The organism is Microlunatus aurantiacus (assembly GCF_039536605.1).
GTDB lineage: Bacteria > Actinomycetota > Actinomycetes > Propionibacteriales > Propionibacteriaceae > Microlunatus > Microlunatus aurantiacus.
Genome location: NZ_BAAAYX010000013.1, coordinates 122,590 through 138,596, shown reverse-complemented (window position 1 = coordinate 138,596; position 16,007 = coordinate 122,590). Strand labels below are relative to the sequence as shown.

Annotated in this window: 14 protein-coding genes and 1 tRNA gene; all 15 read left to right on the top strand. The window is 69.1% G+C overall.

Features of this window, described 5'->3' with window-relative positions:
* The first annotated feature begins 20 nt into the window (after positions 1-20).
* The 15 genes from ABD714_RS14495 (at position 21) to polA (ending at position 15,889) form a co-directional block, all read left to right on the top strand.
* Entirely contained in the window at positions 21-590 is a 570-nt protein-coding gene (locus tag ABD714_RS14495; RefSeq protein WP_344813091.1) for a cell division protein SepF, read from the top strand.
* Positions 591-640: 50 nt separating this feature from the next.
* The gene (locus ABD714_RS14490) at positions 641-931 is read left to right on the top strand and encodes a YggT family protein (protein WP_344813090.1); all 291 of its coding nucleotides are present in this window, start codon (positions 641-643) and stop codon (positions 929-931) included.
* A 354-nt stretch (positions 932-1,285) separates the two neighbouring features.
* Positions 1,286-2,197, top strand: a complete 912-nt coding sequence (locus ABD714_RS14485) for a DivIVA domain-containing protein (RefSeq protein WP_344813089.1) — start codon at positions 1,286-1,288, stop codon at positions 2,195-2,197.
* A gap of 263 nt (positions 2,198-2,460) precedes the next feature.
* Positions 2,461-2,922, top strand: coding sequence for a TraR/DksA family transcriptional regulator (locus tag ABD714_RS14480; RefSeq protein ID WP_344813088.1), 462 nt, complete (start codon positions 2,461-2,463; stop codon positions 2,920-2,922).
* Between the two features lie 35 nt (positions 2,923-2,957).
* Positions 2,958-3,536 (top strand): signal peptidase II, encoded by a 579-nt coding sequence (locus ABD714_RS14475; protein ID WP_344813087.1) that lies wholly within the window; start codon positions 2,958-2,960, stop codon positions 3,534-3,536.
* 35 nt (positions 3,537-3,571) lie between these two features.
* Positions 3,572-4,495, top strand: coding sequence for an RluA family pseudouridine synthase (locus tag ABD714_RS14470; protein WP_344813086.1), 924 nt, complete (start codon positions 3,572-3,574; stop codon positions 4,493-4,495).
* Between the two features lie 66 nt (positions 4,496-4,561).
* A complete protein-coding gene (gene pyk / locus ABD714_RS14465) occupies positions 4,562-5,977 on the top strand; it encodes a pyruvate kinase (RefSeq protein ID WP_344813085.1) in 1,416 nt (471 codons plus the stop codon).
* A 169-nt stretch (positions 5,978-6,146) separates the two neighbouring features.
* A tRNA-Leu gene (locus ABD714_RS14460) sits at positions 6,147-6,229 on the top strand.
* Positions 6,230-6,353: 124 nt separating this feature from the next.
* Positions 6,354-6,974 carry an ANTAR domain-containing response regulator gene (locus ABD714_RS14455; protein ID WP_344813084.1) on the top strand — a complete coding sequence of 207 codons (621 nt, stop codon included), beginning with the start codon at positions 6,354-6,356 and terminating at the stop codon, positions 6,972-6,974.
* 177 nt (positions 6,975-7,151) lie between these two features.
* Positions 7,152-8,360 carry a branched-chain amino acid ABC transporter substrate-binding protein gene (locus ABD714_RS14450; RefSeq protein WP_344813083.1) on the top strand — a complete coding sequence of 403 codons (1,209 nt, stop codon included), beginning with the start codon at positions 7,152-7,154 and terminating at the stop codon, positions 8,358-8,360.
* A gap of 128 nt (positions 8,361-8,488) precedes the next feature.
* On the top strand, positions 8,489-9,424 hold the full coding sequence (locus tag ABD714_RS14445; RefSeq protein WP_344813082.1) for a branched-chain amino acid ABC transporter permease: 936 nt from the start codon (positions 8,489-8,491) through the stop codon (positions 9,422-9,424).
* The gene (locus tag ABD714_RS14440) at positions 9,421-11,139 is read left to right on the top strand and encodes a branched-chain amino acid ABC transporter permease (protein WP_344813081.1); all 1,719 of its coding nucleotides are present in this window, start codon (positions 9,421-9,423) and stop codon (positions 11,137-11,139) included. The genes ABD714_RS14445 and ABD714_RS14440 overlap by 4 nt, the downstream gene beginning before the upstream one ends.
* Complete coding sequence (locus ABD714_RS14435; protein WP_344813080.1) at positions 11,136-11,996, top strand: ABC transporter ATP-binding protein; 861 nt, start codon at positions 11,136-11,138, stop codon at positions 11,994-11,996. The genes ABD714_RS14440 and ABD714_RS14435 overlap by 4 nt, the downstream gene beginning before the upstream one ends.
* Positions 11,989-12,696: an ABC transporter ATP-binding protein gene (locus ABD714_RS14430; protein ID WP_344813079.1), complete on the top strand. Its 708-nt coding sequence runs from the start codon at positions 11,989-11,991 to the stop codon at positions 12,694-12,696. Before ABD714_RS14435 ends, ABD714_RS14430 begins: the two co-directional genes overlap by 8 nt.
* Before the next feature lie 448 nt (positions 12,697-13,144).
* Entirely contained in the window at positions 13,145-15,889 is a 2,745-nt protein-coding gene (gene polA / locus ABD714_RS14425) for a DNA polymerase I (RefSeq protein WP_344813078.1), read from the top strand.
* Positions 15,890-16,007 lie beyond the last annotated feature (118 nt).

The following is a 16,007-nucleotide window of genomic DNA, read 5'->3' as shown; positions in this document are numbered from 1 at the left end:
GGACGGTAAGGAACTCATCCATGGCCGAAAGACTGAAGCGGGCAGCTGCCTGGCTCGGACTGGTGACTGACGACCGGTACGGGCAGTACGACGAGGCCGACGGTGAGCAGACCGAAGGCATCAGCCGCGACGAGCTGGTCGGAGCCGACCAGACCGCAGCCAAGCCCACCGCGTCCGGCTGGAACGTCGGGCCCGAGACCGAGCCCCGGCCCGCCGGTGGCAGCGTCACCCCGCTCGAGACCAAGCGGCCCGTCGTCGCCTCGACGGTGGCGACTGCGGCCCCGATCGTGGCCCCGACCCCCCGGACGGACCCCATGTCGCGCATCATCACCGTGCACCCCCGGACCTACAACGAGGCTCGGACCATCGGTGAGCACTTCCGCGACGGCGTGCCGGTGATCATGAACCTGTCCGAGATGGAGGACGTCGACGCCAAGCGTCTCGTCGACTTCGCCGCTGGTCTCATCTTTGGTCTCCGTGGCAGTATCGAACGTGTCACCAGCAAGGTGTTCCTGCTCTCCCCGCCCAACGTGAACGTGACGGCGGAGGACAAGGAACGCATTGCAGGCGGGTTCTTCAACCAGAGCTGAGCTCCCGGCCGGTGACGACAACCGACACGGACTGAGGGACTCACGGACGCATGTTCATCATCGGAACGGTCATCGGCTGGGTGCTGTGGATCTTCCTCCTGGTGCTCTTCGCCCGGATGATCCTGTCCTGGATCCCCGTCCTGGTCCGCGACTGGCAGCCGCGCGGCCCGATGCTGGTCGCCGCTGAGGTCATCTACTCCGTCACCGACCCGCCGCTGCGGGCCCTGCGCAGGGTGCTCAAGCCCGTCCGGATCGGCAACATGATGCTCGATCTCGCCTTCATCGGTCTGGCCATCGGCGTCAGCATCCTGATGCAGGTCAACCGGGCTGTCTTCTTCTGAGCTATCGCTCTCGCTGCTCGGCCGCGCTCTTGACCGTTCGTTCGTCGTCGGCGGCGAAGGACGAAAAGCGTGTCCTCCACCCCCCCTCCTGCACGTCCGGTCGCGCGGCCTTCCGCTGCGAGAGCGATGTGCCGGACCACCACCGCTCCCGACTTCCGGTGAGCGACCCCACGGTTACTCACCTGCTCTGTCTCAACCTCTGCGCTGACGCGCCGACCGGGTGACTTCGGTCGCAGTCGGGCCGGTGGCTGTTGTCGCGGGGCGCGTTGCGGGTGGGGAGCGCTACGGTGGGGCGGGCTGATTCCCGGGGTTGGGGTCGGTCGATGTGATGACGAGAAACAACTGAGGTGGACGATGACGCTCTCGCTGGACGACGTACGCAACAAGCGGTTCCGGATGGCTCGCAAGTCGGGCTACGAGGTGCTCGAGGTGGATGAGTTCGTCGACGAGGTCGAGGTGGCCTTCGAGCAGCTCACCGAGGAGAACCAGAACCTCAAGAAGCAGATCGAGGCGTTGAAGGGCACGGCCGCCCCGGAGCCGGTGGCGGCTGCCTCCGCACCGACCGGGCCCGCGGAGCCGGAGACGATCGTCGTCACCACCGCTCCGGAGGCGAGCTCCGCGGTCGTCCGGCTGGTCAGCCTCTCCGCCGAGCAGGCCGAGCGGCTGGTCAGCGAGGCGACCGCCGAGGCCGAGGAGATCCGGAGCACGGCCACCACCGCCGCCCAGGAGCTCACCGGTGACGCCCAGGTGCGCGCCGACCGCATCCGGGCCGAAGCCGAGGAGGCCGCCGAGCGGGTCCAGGCCGAGGCCAGGAGCCGCGCCGACAACCTGGACGACGAGATCTCCGGTCGGCGCTCCGAGCTGCTGGACGGGTTGCACGCGGAGCGGGACGGCCTGCAGGCGGCGGTCGGACAGCTGCGTGACTTCGAGGCGACCTTCCGGGCCAACCTGGCGAACGAGCTGCGGGCCCACACGGCTGCGGTCGAGTCCGGCCACGCCCAGCCGTCCGAGGTGCCTTCGCTGGCCGAGCCGGCAGCCGTCAGCGCGGCCGCCGACCGGTCGTCCGGAACGGACACCACGACGAGCGACGCGCCCGCTGACACGGCCCCGGACGACTCTGCCGCGGACAGCGCCACCGCGACGGAGACCGGAGCCGACGCCGGGCAGGAGGCCTCGGTGTTCCCGTCCGACGACCCGTCCGACGAGGGCGACACGAAGACCAGCGACACCCCGCGGCTCGACGCGCTGCTCGGCGACCAGCGCTGAGCCAGCCCGGCTGAGCCAGCCCGTCAGGGCCAGCCCGTCAGGACGAGCGCCTCAGGGCGGCACGAAACCCCCCGAACCGCCCGGCCGATCCCGGCCGGGCGGTTCCTGCGTGCACACCGTCTGCGCGACGTCGTCGCGGCACCATCGCATTTGGGTAAGAATCCGGACCGGTCGTTGAAGAACCCCGTGGCAGGCCCTAAGGTTCGTGCGACGAACGCAGCAGCGCGGCTCCAGCCGCGTCGCTCCACCGAGGGGATGTACCCATGACCACGACGCGGGCCACCGCCGACGACAAGAACGCGGGCGAGAACCAGCCGGTTCCCGTGGACGCGGCGAGCCTGCCCGTGCGCGACGGCGAGGATCCCTGGACCGACGACGAGGTCGCCGAGGTCCGGCAGACCCTGGCCGAGGACATCGAGCGCTTCGCCAGCCAGCTGGAGATCTCCGAGGCCGAGCTGGTCGGGTTGCTGCGTGACGGCAACGAGGGCGCCGGTCGTGATCCCGCTGACGTCGGCTCGGCGAACTTCGAGCGGGACGCCGAGATGTCGCTGGCCAACAACGCCCGGGAGATGCTGGACCAGTCGCGTCTGGCGCTGCGTCACATCGAGCAGGGCGCCTACGGCCGCTGCGACAACTGCGGTCAGCCCATCGGCAAGGGTCGACTGCTGGCGTTCCCCCGCGCGACTCTGTGCGTCACCTGCAAGCAGCGGGAAGAGCGCCGATAAGCACGGATGCCCCGTCCGGCGCGTACCGGCGTCGGATGCGACTGATCTTCGTCGTCATCGCTGCGGGTGGCCTGTTGATCGACCAGCTGACGAAGATCCTCGCGGTCCGCTGGCTCGACCCCGCCGATCCGCCGGTCCTGCTGGGCGGGCTGCTCACGCTGCGGCTGATCCGCAACCCCGGAGCGGCGTTCAGCCTCGGGGAGAACTTCACCATCGTCTTCGCGCTGCTGGCGATCGCGGTCGTCTCCTTCGTGCTGGTCAGGCTGGCGCCCAAGATCAACCACCCGGGCTGGGCCGTCGCCCTCGGGCTGCTCGCGGCCGGGGTGAGCGGCAACCTGATGGACCGGATCTTCCGGACGCCGGGTTTCCTGCGCGGCCACGTGGTCGACTTCTTTCAGCTGCCCCGGTTCGCGATCTTCAACGTCGCCGACGTCTGCATCACCTCGGCCGCGGTCCTGATCATGATCCTGGCGGTGATCAAGAACGTCGGGATCGAGGGTGAGCGCTACACCAAGGAGGGTCCCGGCGACCGTGGTCGGCGCAGCGCCGAGCTGCGGACCGAGACCGCCGTCACCGGTGAGGAACCGCCCACGCGCCCGGACCGGGAGTCCTGAGTGAGCCGTACGGATTCTGCGACAGGACCGTCGACGTGACCGAGTCCCGGGTGCTGTTGGTCCCCGAGGGCCTGGAGGGGGAGCGGGTGGACGCCGCCCTCGCCCGGATGCTGGGGCTCTCCCGCAGCCGGGTCGCGGACCTGGCGGCGACCGGAGGGGTGCTGCTGGACGGCGCCGTGGCCGGGAAGTCCGATCGGGTCCATGCGGGCGCGCTGCTCGAGGTGACCCTGGACGAGCCGCGGACCGCGGTCGTGCAGCCGATGACCGCGCCGGGACTCACGATCGTCTACGACGACCACGACATCGTGGTGATCGACAAGCCCGTCGGCGTGGCCGCCCACCCGAGCGTGGGCTGGAGCGGACCGACCGTCCTCGGGCACCTGGCGGCCGCCGGGTTCCGGATCTCGACCTCCGGCGTCCCGGAGCGGCAGGGGATCGTCCAGCGCCTCGACGTCGGCACGTCGGGGCTGATGGTGGTGGCCAAGAGCGAGCTCGCCTACACCGGGCTGAAGCGGGCCTTCCGCTCCCGGACGGTCGACAAGACGTACCACACGCTGGTCCAGGGACATCCCGACCCGTTCGTCGGCACCATCGACGCACCCATCGGACGGCACCCCAGCGCGGAGTACAAGATGGCCATCACCGCGGGCGGACGGCACAGCGTCACCCACTACGAGACACTGCACGCGTTCGTCGGGACCACGCTGCTCGAGGTGCACCTGGAGACCGGCCGCACCCACCAGATCCGGGTGCACATGGCCGCCATCCGGCACCCCTGCGTCGGTGACCCGATGTACGGCGGCGACCCGGTCCTGGCCGCCCGGCTCGGGCTCGAGCGCCAGTGGCTGCACGCCGTCGGGCTCGGTTTCGTGCACCCGGTGCGCAACGAGCAGGTCACCTTCAGCTCCGAGTATCCCGCCGACCTGCGGAACGCCCTGGACGTCGTCGCCCGGGCCTGAGCCGACCGGCCGCCCACGGGGATGGGTGTGGCGACAGGGTCCAGGTCCCTTCTGTAGGGTCGCCTCGTGCGTAGAGCAAACATCGTGTGCACGCTCGGCCCGGCCTCGTCCGCGCCTGAGCGACTCGTCGAGCTGGTGGAGGCCGGGATGGATGTCGCCCGGCTCAACATGAGCCATGGCGACTATTCCGACCACAAGGCCAATCTGGACAACGTCCGGGCGGCATCGAAGTCGGTGGGACGTCCGGTGGGCGTGCTCGCCGACCTCCAGGGCCCCAAGATCCGTCTCGGCCGGTTCGCCAACGGCAAGGAGGTGCTGGTCGACGGTGCCACCTTCACCATCACCGTCGACGACATCCAGGGGACCGTCGACCGGTGCTCGACGACCTACAAGGGGCTGACCGGAGACGTGCGCCCGGGCGACAGCATCCTGATCGATGACGGTCGCCTCGCGCTCGAGGCCGTGGAGGTCACCGAGACCGACGTGGTGACCAAGGTCGTCGTCGGCGGTGCCGTCAGCAACAACAAGGGCATCAACCTGCCCGGTGTGGCGGTCAGCGTGCCGGCCATGAGCGAGAAGGACATCGCGGACCTGCGCTGGGCACTGCAGAACGGTGTCGACATGATCGCGCTGTCCTTCGTCCGCAGCGCCTCCGACATCGACATCGTGCACCAGGTGATGGACGAGGAGGGCAAGCGCCTGCCCGTCATCGCCAAGCTGGAGAAGCCGCAGGCCATCGACAACCTCGACGAGATCATCGACGCGTTCGACGCGTTCATGGTCGCCCGCGGCGACCTCGGGGTGGAGCTCCCGCTGGAGGAGGTGCCGCTGGTCCAGAAGCAGATCGTCACCGCCGCCCGCCGGTGGGCCAAGCCGGTGATCGTGGCCACCCAGATGCTGGAGTCGATGATCTCCGCACCGCGGCCCACCCGTGCAGAGGCGTCCGACGTCGCCAACGCCATCCTCGACGGCGCCGACGCCGTGATGCTGTCCGGCGAGACCAGCGTCGGGGAGTACCCGGTGCTGACCGTACAGACCATGGCCCGGATCGTGGCCAACACCGAGGACCACGGGTTGGAGCAGCTGCAGAACATCGACTGGGACCCGCACACCACCAGCGGGGTCATCACCAAGGCGGCGGCCGAGGTCGCGCAGCGGATCGACGCGAAGTTCCTAGTCGCCTTCACCCACTCGGGTGACTCCGCCCGCCGGCTGTCCCGGCTGCGGTCGCCCATCCCGATCCTGGCCTTCACCCCGATCGAGCAGACCCGCGCGACCCTCACGCTCAACTGGGGTGTGGAGTCGTTCCTGGTCCCGATGGTGTCCCACACCGACGACATGATCCGTCAGGTCGACAAGGCCCTGATGGAGAGCGACCTGATCGCTGAGGGTGAGCGGGTCGTCATCGTCGCCGGCTCCCCGCCCGGGGTCGCCGGGCACACCAACATGATCCGGGTCCGCCGGATCGGCGCCCCGCTCTGACCCCAGCCGGCGGCTGACGCACGCCTGCGGCTCCTGGCGCCCGTGGACCACCACGGGCGCGGGCGTACGCCGTGGTGCGTCGGCGCGGCCGGGGCGGGGATCGTGGGTCGCGACCGACCGGTGGCCCGTAGTAACGTACGACCCCGCGGCAGGCGCCGCAGCTGCTCCCGCCGGGGTGGCGGAATGGCATACGCGGACGGCTCAAAACCGTTTGTCCGCAAGGACATGGGGGTTCGACTCCCCTCCCCGGCACGCTCAGGTCCCCTTCCCGGTACGCGCAGGTCCCCGGGGCGGCGCGCCCGGTCGGCGCCCCTGGGGTAGACCACCGGGGTGCGAGGACTGCTGGCCGTCGGCCGTGCTGGCTAGAGTGACCCCCGTGACGACAGATGAAGCCAACACCGGCGAGACCGAAGCTCCGACGCGAGTGGTGGTGGCCGAGGACGAGGTGCTGATCCGCCTGGACCTCGTCGAGATGCTGACCGAAGAGGGCTACGACGTGGTCGGCCAGGCCGGCGACGGTGAGGCGGCCGTGGAGCTGACCACCCAGCTGCGCCCGGACCTGGTCGTGATGGACGTGAAGATGCCCAAGCTCGACGGCATCAGCGCGGCCGAGAAGATCGCCAGCGAGCGGATCGCCCCGGTGGTCATGCTGACCGCCTTCAGCCAGCGGGAGCTGGTCGACCGGGCCCGGCAGGCGGGCGCCATGGCCTACGTCGTCAAGCCGTTCGGCAAGGCCGACCTGATCCCGGCCATCGAGATCGCCCGCGCCCGGTTCGCCGAGATCACCGCTGTCGAGGCCGAGGTCGAGGACCTGACCGAGCGGTTGGAGTCGCGCAAGGCCGTCGACCGGGCGAAGGGCATGCTGCAGACCGGTCTCGGTCTGACCGAGCCCGAGGCGTTCCGGTGGATCCAGAAGACCGCCATGGACCTCCGCAAGTCGATGCGCGAGGTGGCCGAAGGCGTCATCGAGCACGGTGCCGGAGCCAAGAAGAAGTAGCGGATCGGCCCCCCGGGGCATTCAGTCGTGTAACGAACTGGCAACACGACCGCTAAACCTGACGTTCCGCTGAGATTCCGCGCTTACTGTGCAGATGCTCGCGGAATCGTCAGGCCGTCATCCAGTCGTTGTCCGGCCCGCGAGCACGCAGCGAACCCCTCCAGGAGGAGAACGAACGTGCGAAAGCATCGGCTCATAGCCGTCGGAGCCACCCTGCTCGCGGCCACCCTGTCCATGTCCGCTTGTGGCAGCCGCGCCGAAGAGGGCGGCACCACCGGAGAGTCCAGCAACAAGGTCGCCAAGATCGGCGTCATCGCTCCGCTGTCGGGGGATCTGTCAGCGCTGGGTCTGGGTATCCGCAACTCGGTGAACCTGGCCATCAAGCAGGCCAACGACTCGAACGCGATCCCGGGCTGGACCCTGGAGCTCGCGGCCGAGGACGACGAGGCCAAGCCCGACGTCGGCAAGAACGCCGCCACCAAGCTCGCCGGTGACGACGAGGTGGTCGGTGTGGTCGGCACGCTGAACTCCTCGGTCGCCCAGTCGGTGCAGCCGGTGCTCGCCTCCGCGAACATCGCCATGGTGTCGCCGGCCAACACCAACCCGACGCTGACCCAGGGCGCGGACCTGACCGCGCCGAAGCGCACCTACCCGAACTACTTCCGCACCTGCACCACCGACGCCGTCCAGGGCCCGTTCGCCGCGAACTACCTGATCGGCGCGGACATGAAGGACGTCGCCACCATCCACGACAAGAAGGCGTACGGCCAGGGTCTGGTCGCCGCCTTCACCACCGCCCTGGAGTCCGGTGGCGGCAAGATCGTCGCGGCCGAGACCATCAACCCCGATGACAAGGACTTCTCCGCCGTCATCAACAAGGTGAAGTCGGCCAACCCCAAGGCCGTCTACTACGGCGGTGAGTACCCGCAGGCCGGTCCGCTGAGCCAGCAGATGAAGGCTGCCGGTCTCAACGTCCCGCTGATGGGTGGCGACGGGATCTTCGACCCCGCGTTCATCGAGCTGGCCGGCAAGTCCTCCGACGGTGACCTGGCCACCTCGGTGGGTGCCCCGACCGAGTCCCTGCCGTCGGCCAAGGCCTTCGTCGACGCCTACACCGCCGGCGGCTTCTCGGAGCCCTACGCGGCCTACGGTGCCTACGCCTTCGATGCCGCCAACGCCATCATCAACGGCCTGAAGGTGTCCCTCAAGGACGCCTCCGACGCCAAGTCGGCCCGCGAGGCCACCGTCACCGCGATCGGCGGAGTGTCCTTCGACGGTGCGACCGGTCCGGTCGCCTTCGACGAGTTCGGTGACACGAAGACCAAGGTGCTGACCGTCTACAAGGTCACCGGCGGCAAGTGGGTCGCCGACAAGACCGGTAGCTAGTCGTCAGTGACAGCGGCGGGTGGTGCTCAGCACCACCCGCCGCTGTCGTCAGCCCTGCAACACGGCCCGCTCGGACCATGCCGGTCCGGCGGCCGTCCACGTCGGTCACATCGCCACGGAGGCCCTGCATGGACGTGCTCCAACAGCTGATCAACGGTTTGTCCCTGGGAGCGCTGTACGCCCTGATCGCCGTCGGCTACACCGTCGTCTACGGCATCATCCAGCTCATCAACTTCGCCCACGGCGAGATCTTCATGATCGGCGCGTTCGGCGCCTTCGCCACCTGGTTCATCGTGCCCGGCACCTCGACGTCGCTGGTGCTGCTGCCGATCATGCTGATCGGTGGCATGGCGGCCGCCGTCGGGGTCGCGCTGCTGACCGAGCGGTTCGCCTACCGCCCGCTGCGGAACGCGCCCCGGCTCGCGCCGCTGATCACCGCGATCGGTGTCTCGGTCTTCCTGCAGGAGGCCATCCGGCTGTTCTTCGGCCGACTGCCCGGGTTCCCCGACTCCAAGCGGGCCATCCCGTTCCCGCAGATCGACTTCGTCACCGGCCCGGCCATCCAGCTGGGCAGCCTGACGATCCAGCGCGCCGCCCTGCTCACCTTGGTGATGCTGGCCGTCTGCACGGTGTTCCTCTACTTCTTCGTCAACAAGTCCCGACTCGGTCGGGCGATGCAGGCCACCTCGCAGGATCCCGACACCGCCCGGCTGATGGGCATCAACGTGGACCGGATCATCATGGTCGCGTTCGCGGTGGGCGCGGCGCTGGCGGCGGTCGCCGGTCTGGCGTACGGGCTCCGCTACACCAACATCGACTTCAAGATGGGCTTCCTGGCCGGTCTCAAGGCGTTCACGGCCGCTGTCCTCGGTGGCATCGGCAACATCAACGGTGCCGTGGTCGGCGGTCTCGTCCTCGGTGTGGTGGAGGTCCTCGCGACCTACATCCCCGAGCCGTTCGGCGGCTCGGCCTGGAAGGACGTCTGGGCCTTCATCCTGCTGATCCTGGTCCTGGTCTTCAGACCCCAGGGCCTGCTGGGTGCGAGGGTGGTGGACCGGGCATGAAGATCCCCAACCCCCTCACCCCTGAGCTCCAGCAGCGGACCACCGGCACCGGCCGGATCCTGGCGCTGGTCGGCGGCGTGATCATGATCGCCGCACCGTTCCTGCCGTGGGCGTACGGTCGCAGTGCGCTCGACAACATGACGGTGCTCGGCTACCCGTCCCCGATGCAGTTCCTCTTCCTGGTGCTGGGTCTGCTCGTGGTCGGGTTCCTGGTCGGCTCCCACCTCTACCTCAAGCGCCGCCGCAAGCGTCGCGTCGGTTGGGTGCGCGGGGCCAAGTCGGCCGCCACCGGCGGTCTGATCTACATCGTCCTCATCATCATCAGCATCGCGGTCGAGCTCGAGGGCCTGGTGAACGTCGAGTACGGCGGCTGGGTCGCTCTGATCGGGGCCGGGCTGGCCTTCGTCGGCACCAAGCTGATGCTGGCCGACCGGGCGCCCAACCTGGGCGGCCTGGTGGCGAAGCCGTGGATCGAGATCATCTGCGTCGCTGCCGTGATGGCGCTGGCGCTGTTCGGTGCGGCCTTCGCGCTGAACATGGACGACGGCGGCTCCTTCGTCTCGTTCCTCGGTTTCATCGGCGCGATCATCGCGGTGCTCTTCACCTCCGGCGTGATGGGCTTCCTCTCCAGCTGCACCCAGCGGCACCGCAAGGTGCTGATCCTCTCGGCCTTCGTGGTGGCCTTCGCCTTCCCGCTGACCCAGGGCGGCTCGGACGCGAACATGTCGATCGCCACCCAGGTGATCATCTTCGCGGCCACGGCCATGGGTCTGAACATCGTGGTCGGTCTGGCCGGGCTGCTCGACCTCGGCTACATCGCCTTCCTGGGGGCGGGCGCCTTCACGGCGGCGATCTTGTCGAAGTCGGCGTTCGCCACGATCGACTGGCACCCGCCGTTCATCGTGGTGGTGCTCATCAGCGGCTGCGTCTCGGCCACCCTGGGCCTGATCATCGGCTCCCCGACGCTGCGGGTGTCGGGGGACTACCTGGCGATCGTGACCCTCGCCTTCGGGGAGATCTTCCGGATCTCGATGATCAACCTGGACGGCACTGACGGACCGGACCTGACCCACGGGTCCAACGGCATCCCCGGGGTGCCCGACCTGAACCTGTTCGGATTCGACTTCGGCGACACCCACGTCCTGTTCGGCATCCCGCTGGGCCGGTTCTCCAACTACTACTTCCTGCTGCTGCTGGTCATCGGACTGATCATCCTGGTCTTCGTCCGGCTCAACAACAGCCGGATCGGCCGTGGCTGGGTGGCCATCCGCGAGGACGAGAAGGCCGCCGAGGCCATGGGCGTCAACGTCTTCGGCCTGAAGCTGTTCGCCTTCGCCGGCGGCGCCTTCCTGGCCGGGGTGGCCGGGTCGGTCAAGGCTCACGTCGACGTGTCGGTGACCCCGGACCAGTACGTGTTCCTGGAGTCGGCGTTCCTGCTGGCCGCCATCGTGCTGGGCGGCATGGGCACCGTCCTCGGGGTGCTGATCGGCGCGACCATCCTCAAGCTGATGCCCGAGAAGCTCCGCTTCGTCAGCGAGTACCGACTGCTGATCTTCGGTCTGCTGCTGGTCTTGATGATGCGGTTCCGGCCGGAGGGTCTGGTGCCCAACCAGCGCCGCCAGCTGGAGTTCCACGACGACGACGAGGACCTGGTCGATCGGATCGAGGAAGAGGTCGAGGAGACCGGGCTCGTCAAGGGAGGGGGGGCGTCATGACCGCCACGAGCGCGTACGACCAGTCCGCCGGCGCCGCCGGGGAGGTGATCCTGCAGGCCGAGGACGTCACCATGAGGTTCGGGGGCCTGACAGCTGTCGACTCGGTGAACTTCACGGTCCGCCGCGGCGAGATCATGGGGTTGATCGGTCCGAACGGGGCCGGCAAGACCACGTTCTTCAACTGCCTCACCGGGCTCTACCTGCCGACCAGCGGGCGGGTGGTCTTCGACGGCGCCGTGCTGCCGCCCAAGCCCCGCAAGGTCGTGATGGCCGGCATGGCCCGCACGTTCCAGAACATCCGGCTCTTCGGCAACATGACCGCGCTCGAGAACGTGATGGTCGGGCGCTACTGCCGGACCACCACCGGACCGTTCACCTCGATCATCCGCGGACCCAAGTTCCGCCGGGACGAGAAGGCCGTGCGGGAGCGGTCGCAGGAGCTGCTGGACTTCGTCGGTCTCGGCCACACCACCGACCACCTGGCCCGCAACCTCCCGTACGGCGATCAGCGTCGGCTCGAGATCGCCCGCGCCCTGGCCACCGACCCGAAGCTCATCCTGCTGGACGAGCCGACCGCCGGGATGAACCCGCAGGAGACCCGGCAGGCCGAGGAGCTGGTCTTCCGGATCCGCGACACGGGACTGGCGGTGGTGGTGATCGAGCACGACATGCGGTTCATCTTCAACCTGTGCGACCGGGTGCTCTGCCTGGTGCAGGGCCGGACCCTGATCGAGGGCACGCCCGCCGAGGTGCAGAGCGACCCGCGGGTGATCGAGGCCTACATCGGCACCGGACCGGAGGACGCCACCGAACCGGACCGGGCGGCGGACGGCAGCGAGGGGAGCCGAGATGCTTGAGATCAAGGACCTGAAGGTCGCGTACGGACGGGTGCGCGCGGTGAAGGGGATCTCGTTCACCGTCGAGGAGGGCCAGGTCGTCACCCTGGTCGGCACGAACGGGGCCGGCAAGACGACCACGCTGCGCACGATCTCCGGGCTGATCAAGCCGGAGGCGGGGGAGATCTGGTTCCAGGGGAAGCGGATCGACGCCACCCCGGCGCACGAGATCACCGTCCTCGGGTTGGCGCACTCGCCGGAGGGGCGGCGGATCTTCCCGCGGCTGACCGTCGAGGACAACCTGATGCTCGGGGCGTTCGCCCGCCGGGACAAGGCGGGGGTGGCCAGCGACCTGGACCGCGCCTTCGATCTGTTCCCCATCCTCAAGGAGCGGCGGTCGCAGCCGGCCGGGACGTTCTCCGGAGGCGAGCAGCAGATGCTGGCCATCGGCCGGGCCATGATGAGCCGGCCGAAGCTGCTGATGCTGGACGAGCCGTCGATGGGTCTCTCGCCGCTGATGATGCAGAAGATCATGGCGACGATCGTCGAGCTGAAGAAGGAGGGTGTCACCATCCTGCTGGTCGAGCAGAACGCCCAGGCCGCGTTGTCACTGGCCGACTACGGCTACGTGCTGGAGGTCGGCCAGATCGTGCTGCAGAACACCGGCAAGGCGTTGCTCGTGGATGAGAACGTCCGCAAGGCGTACCTCGGCGAGGACTGACACCCGTACGCGCTTGGTTGTGTTTCGGTGTGGGGTCGGTCGGTGTATCGGGGTGGGCGGCGGCGGTCGCGTCCTGCCCACCTCGCTCTGCTTCGCAGGCTCCGCGCCGCTCGGAACGCCCACCACTCCCTGACGCGACCGCCGCCGCCCACCCCGACCTTCGTCCTGTCGTCGCCTTCGCCCTCACCTCGGCCCGTTCCGTCGTAGGAATGGCTGACCCTCACCCCTGAGCTTGGCGGACGTGCTGCTCCACTCGTGAGGCTGATTCCCGCACCCTCTTGTCGCCGGTGCACCGGCTGGACGGCGATGCACCGGCAATAAGGGGTGCAGTGACGGCGGGAGGGTGCAGAGGTGCGGACGGGGTGCGGCTGGTGAGCGCCGCCGCCGGCTCCTGCGGGCGTACCGGCGTGGGTCGGGGATGTCGGTGGGCGCGGATAGAGTCCTCTGCGTGCCTGCTGCGAAGAAGAGTGCTGCCCCGGCGGCGGTGACGCCGACCCGTCCGAAGCTGCTGCTGATCGACGGGCACTCGGTGGCGTATCGGGCGTTCTTCGCGCTGCCGGTGGAGAACTTCTCCACCCAGACCGGCCAGCACACGAACGGCGTCTTCGGGTTCACCTCGATGCTCATCAACGTGTTGCGGGACGAGGCCCCGACCCACCTGGCGGTGGCGTTCGACGTGTCCCGCAAGACGTTCCGGTCCGAGCTCTACGTGGACTACAAGGCCAACCGGTCGGCGAGCCCGGACGAGTTCAAGGGGCAGGTGGACCTGGTCAAGGAGGTCCTCGACGCCCTGAACGTGCCGCACCTCGGGGTGGAGGGGTTCGAGGCCGACGACGTCATCGCCACGCTGGCCACGGAGGCCCAGGAGGCCGACTACGACGTCCTCATCTGCACGGGGGACCGGGACGCGTTCCAGCTGGTCAGTGAGCGCGTCACCGTGCTCTACCCGCGCAAGGGGGTCTCCGACCTCGCCCGGATGACGCCGTCGGCGGTCGAGGAGCGCTACTTCGTCGCTCCCGACCGTTATCCCGAGCTGGCCGCGCTGGTGGGGGAGTCCAGCGACAACCTGCCCGGCATCCCCGGCGTCGGTCCCAAGACCGCGGCCAAGTGGCTGACCACGTACGACGGCCTGGACAACCTCATCACCCACGCCGGTGAGCTGAAGGGCAAGGCCGCCGACGCGTTCAAGGAGCGGATCGACGCGGTCCGGCTCAACCGCCAGGTCAACGCGCTCATCCGCGACCTCGACCTGCCGCTGGGCATCGACGACTTCGAACGCCGGCCCTGGGACCGGGAGGCCACCCACCAGCTGTTCGACCAGCTGGAGTTCCGGGTGCTGCGGGACCGGCTGCTGGAGGCGCTGCCCAACGAGGAGATCGTGCCCGAGGGCGGCTTCGAGCTGTCCGGCGTCATCCTGGAGCCCGGCGAGCTGGCGGCCTGGCTCGCCGAGCACGCGGCGGGCGACCGGACGGGACTGGACGTGATCGGGCACTGGGGCTCGGGCACGGGGGACATCCGCGCCCTCGCACTGGCCGCCGGTGACGGTGCGGCGGCGTACGTGGACGTCACCGAGCTGCTGCCCGCGGACGAGAACGCGCTCGCCGCCTGGTTGGCCGACCCGGGCAAGCGCAAGGCCATGCACGACGCCAAGGGCGCGTTGCTGGCGCTCTGGGCCCGCGGTTGGGAGGTGGCCGGACTGACCTCCGACACCCAGCTCGCGGCCTACCTGGTGCGTCCCGACCAGCGCACCTTCGACCTGGCCGACCTGACCATCCGCTACCTCAAGCGCGAGCTCAAGGTCGACGCCGGCCCCGACGCCCTGGACGCCACCGCCGACGACCAGCTCGCCCTCGACTTCGGCGACGACGACTCGGGCGCGGAGGTGGCGGCCGAGGCGGCGATGGTGCGCGCCCGCGCGGTCATCGACCTGGCCGACGCCTTGGACTCCGACGTCGAGGCCCACAACGGGACGAGCCTGCTCTACGGCGTCGAGCTGCCCCTGCAGCGCACGCTGGCCCGGATGGAGCAGACCGGGGTGGCCGTCGACGTCGGCCTGCTGGAGGCGTTGGAGGCGGAGTTCGACTCCACCGTCAACCGGGCCGCCGACGAGGCGTTCCGGATCCTCGGCAAGCAGGTCAACCTCGGCTCGCCCAAGCAGCTGCAGGTCGTGCTGTTCGACGAGCTGAAGATGCCGAAGACCCGCCGGACGCGGACCGGCTACACCACCGACGCGGAGGCCCTGCAGCAGCTCTACGCGAAGACCGAGCACCCGTTCCTGGCCCAGATGCTCATCCACCGTGACGCCATCCGGCTGCGGCAGACAGTCGAGGGTCTGCTCAAGTCGGTGGCCGACGACGGCCGGATCCACACCACGTACGTGCAGACCATCGCCGCCACCGGCCGGCTGTCCAGCACCGACCCCAACCTGCAGAACATCCCGATCCGCACCGAGGAGGGACGGCGCATCCGGGAGGCGTTCGTGGTCGGCGAGGGCTACGAGTCGCTGATGAGCGCCGACTACTCGCAGATCGAGATGCGGATCATGGCCCACGTGAGCGAGGACGCCGTCCTGATCGAGGCGTTCAAGTCCGGGATGGACTTCCACACCGTCACCGCGTCACGGGTCTTCGGCGTCGCCCCCGACGAGGTGTCACCGGCCGAGCGGGCCAAGATCAAGGCGATGAACTACGGCCTGGCGTACGGGCTGAGCGCCTTCGGTCTGAGCCAGCAGCTCAGCATCGACACCTCCGAGGCCAAGGCGCTGATGGAGGAGTACTTCGAGCGGTTCGGGGGGGTGCGCGACTACCTGCGCTCGCTCGTGGTCGACGCCCGTCGGACGGAGTACACCGAGACGCTCCTCGGCCGGCGGCGCTACCTGCCGGACCTGATGAGCGACAACCGGCAGCGGCGCGAGATGGCGGAGCGGATGGCGCTCAACGCCCCCATCCAGGGGTCGGCCGCCGACATCATCAAGGTCGCGATGCTGGACGTCGAGAAGGCCCTGGCCGATGCGGGGATGCGCAGCCGGATGCTGCTGCAGGTGCACGACGAGCTGGTGTTCGAGATCGCCGCGGGTGAGGCCGAGTCCCTGACGGCGTTGGTCCGCGACAAGATGGGTCACGCCGTGGAGATGGAGGTCCCGCTGGACGTGTCGGTCGGCATCGGGCACTCCTGGCACGCCGCCGCTCACTGACCCATCGGGGAGTGCAGCGCCTCTCGCGCCTCGATCCCACCCCCGGATCTCCACCGGGAGTCCACCAACGGGTGGTGTCGTCGTCGTGCCGTTCGCCGAAGACTGGACAGCGTCCTGA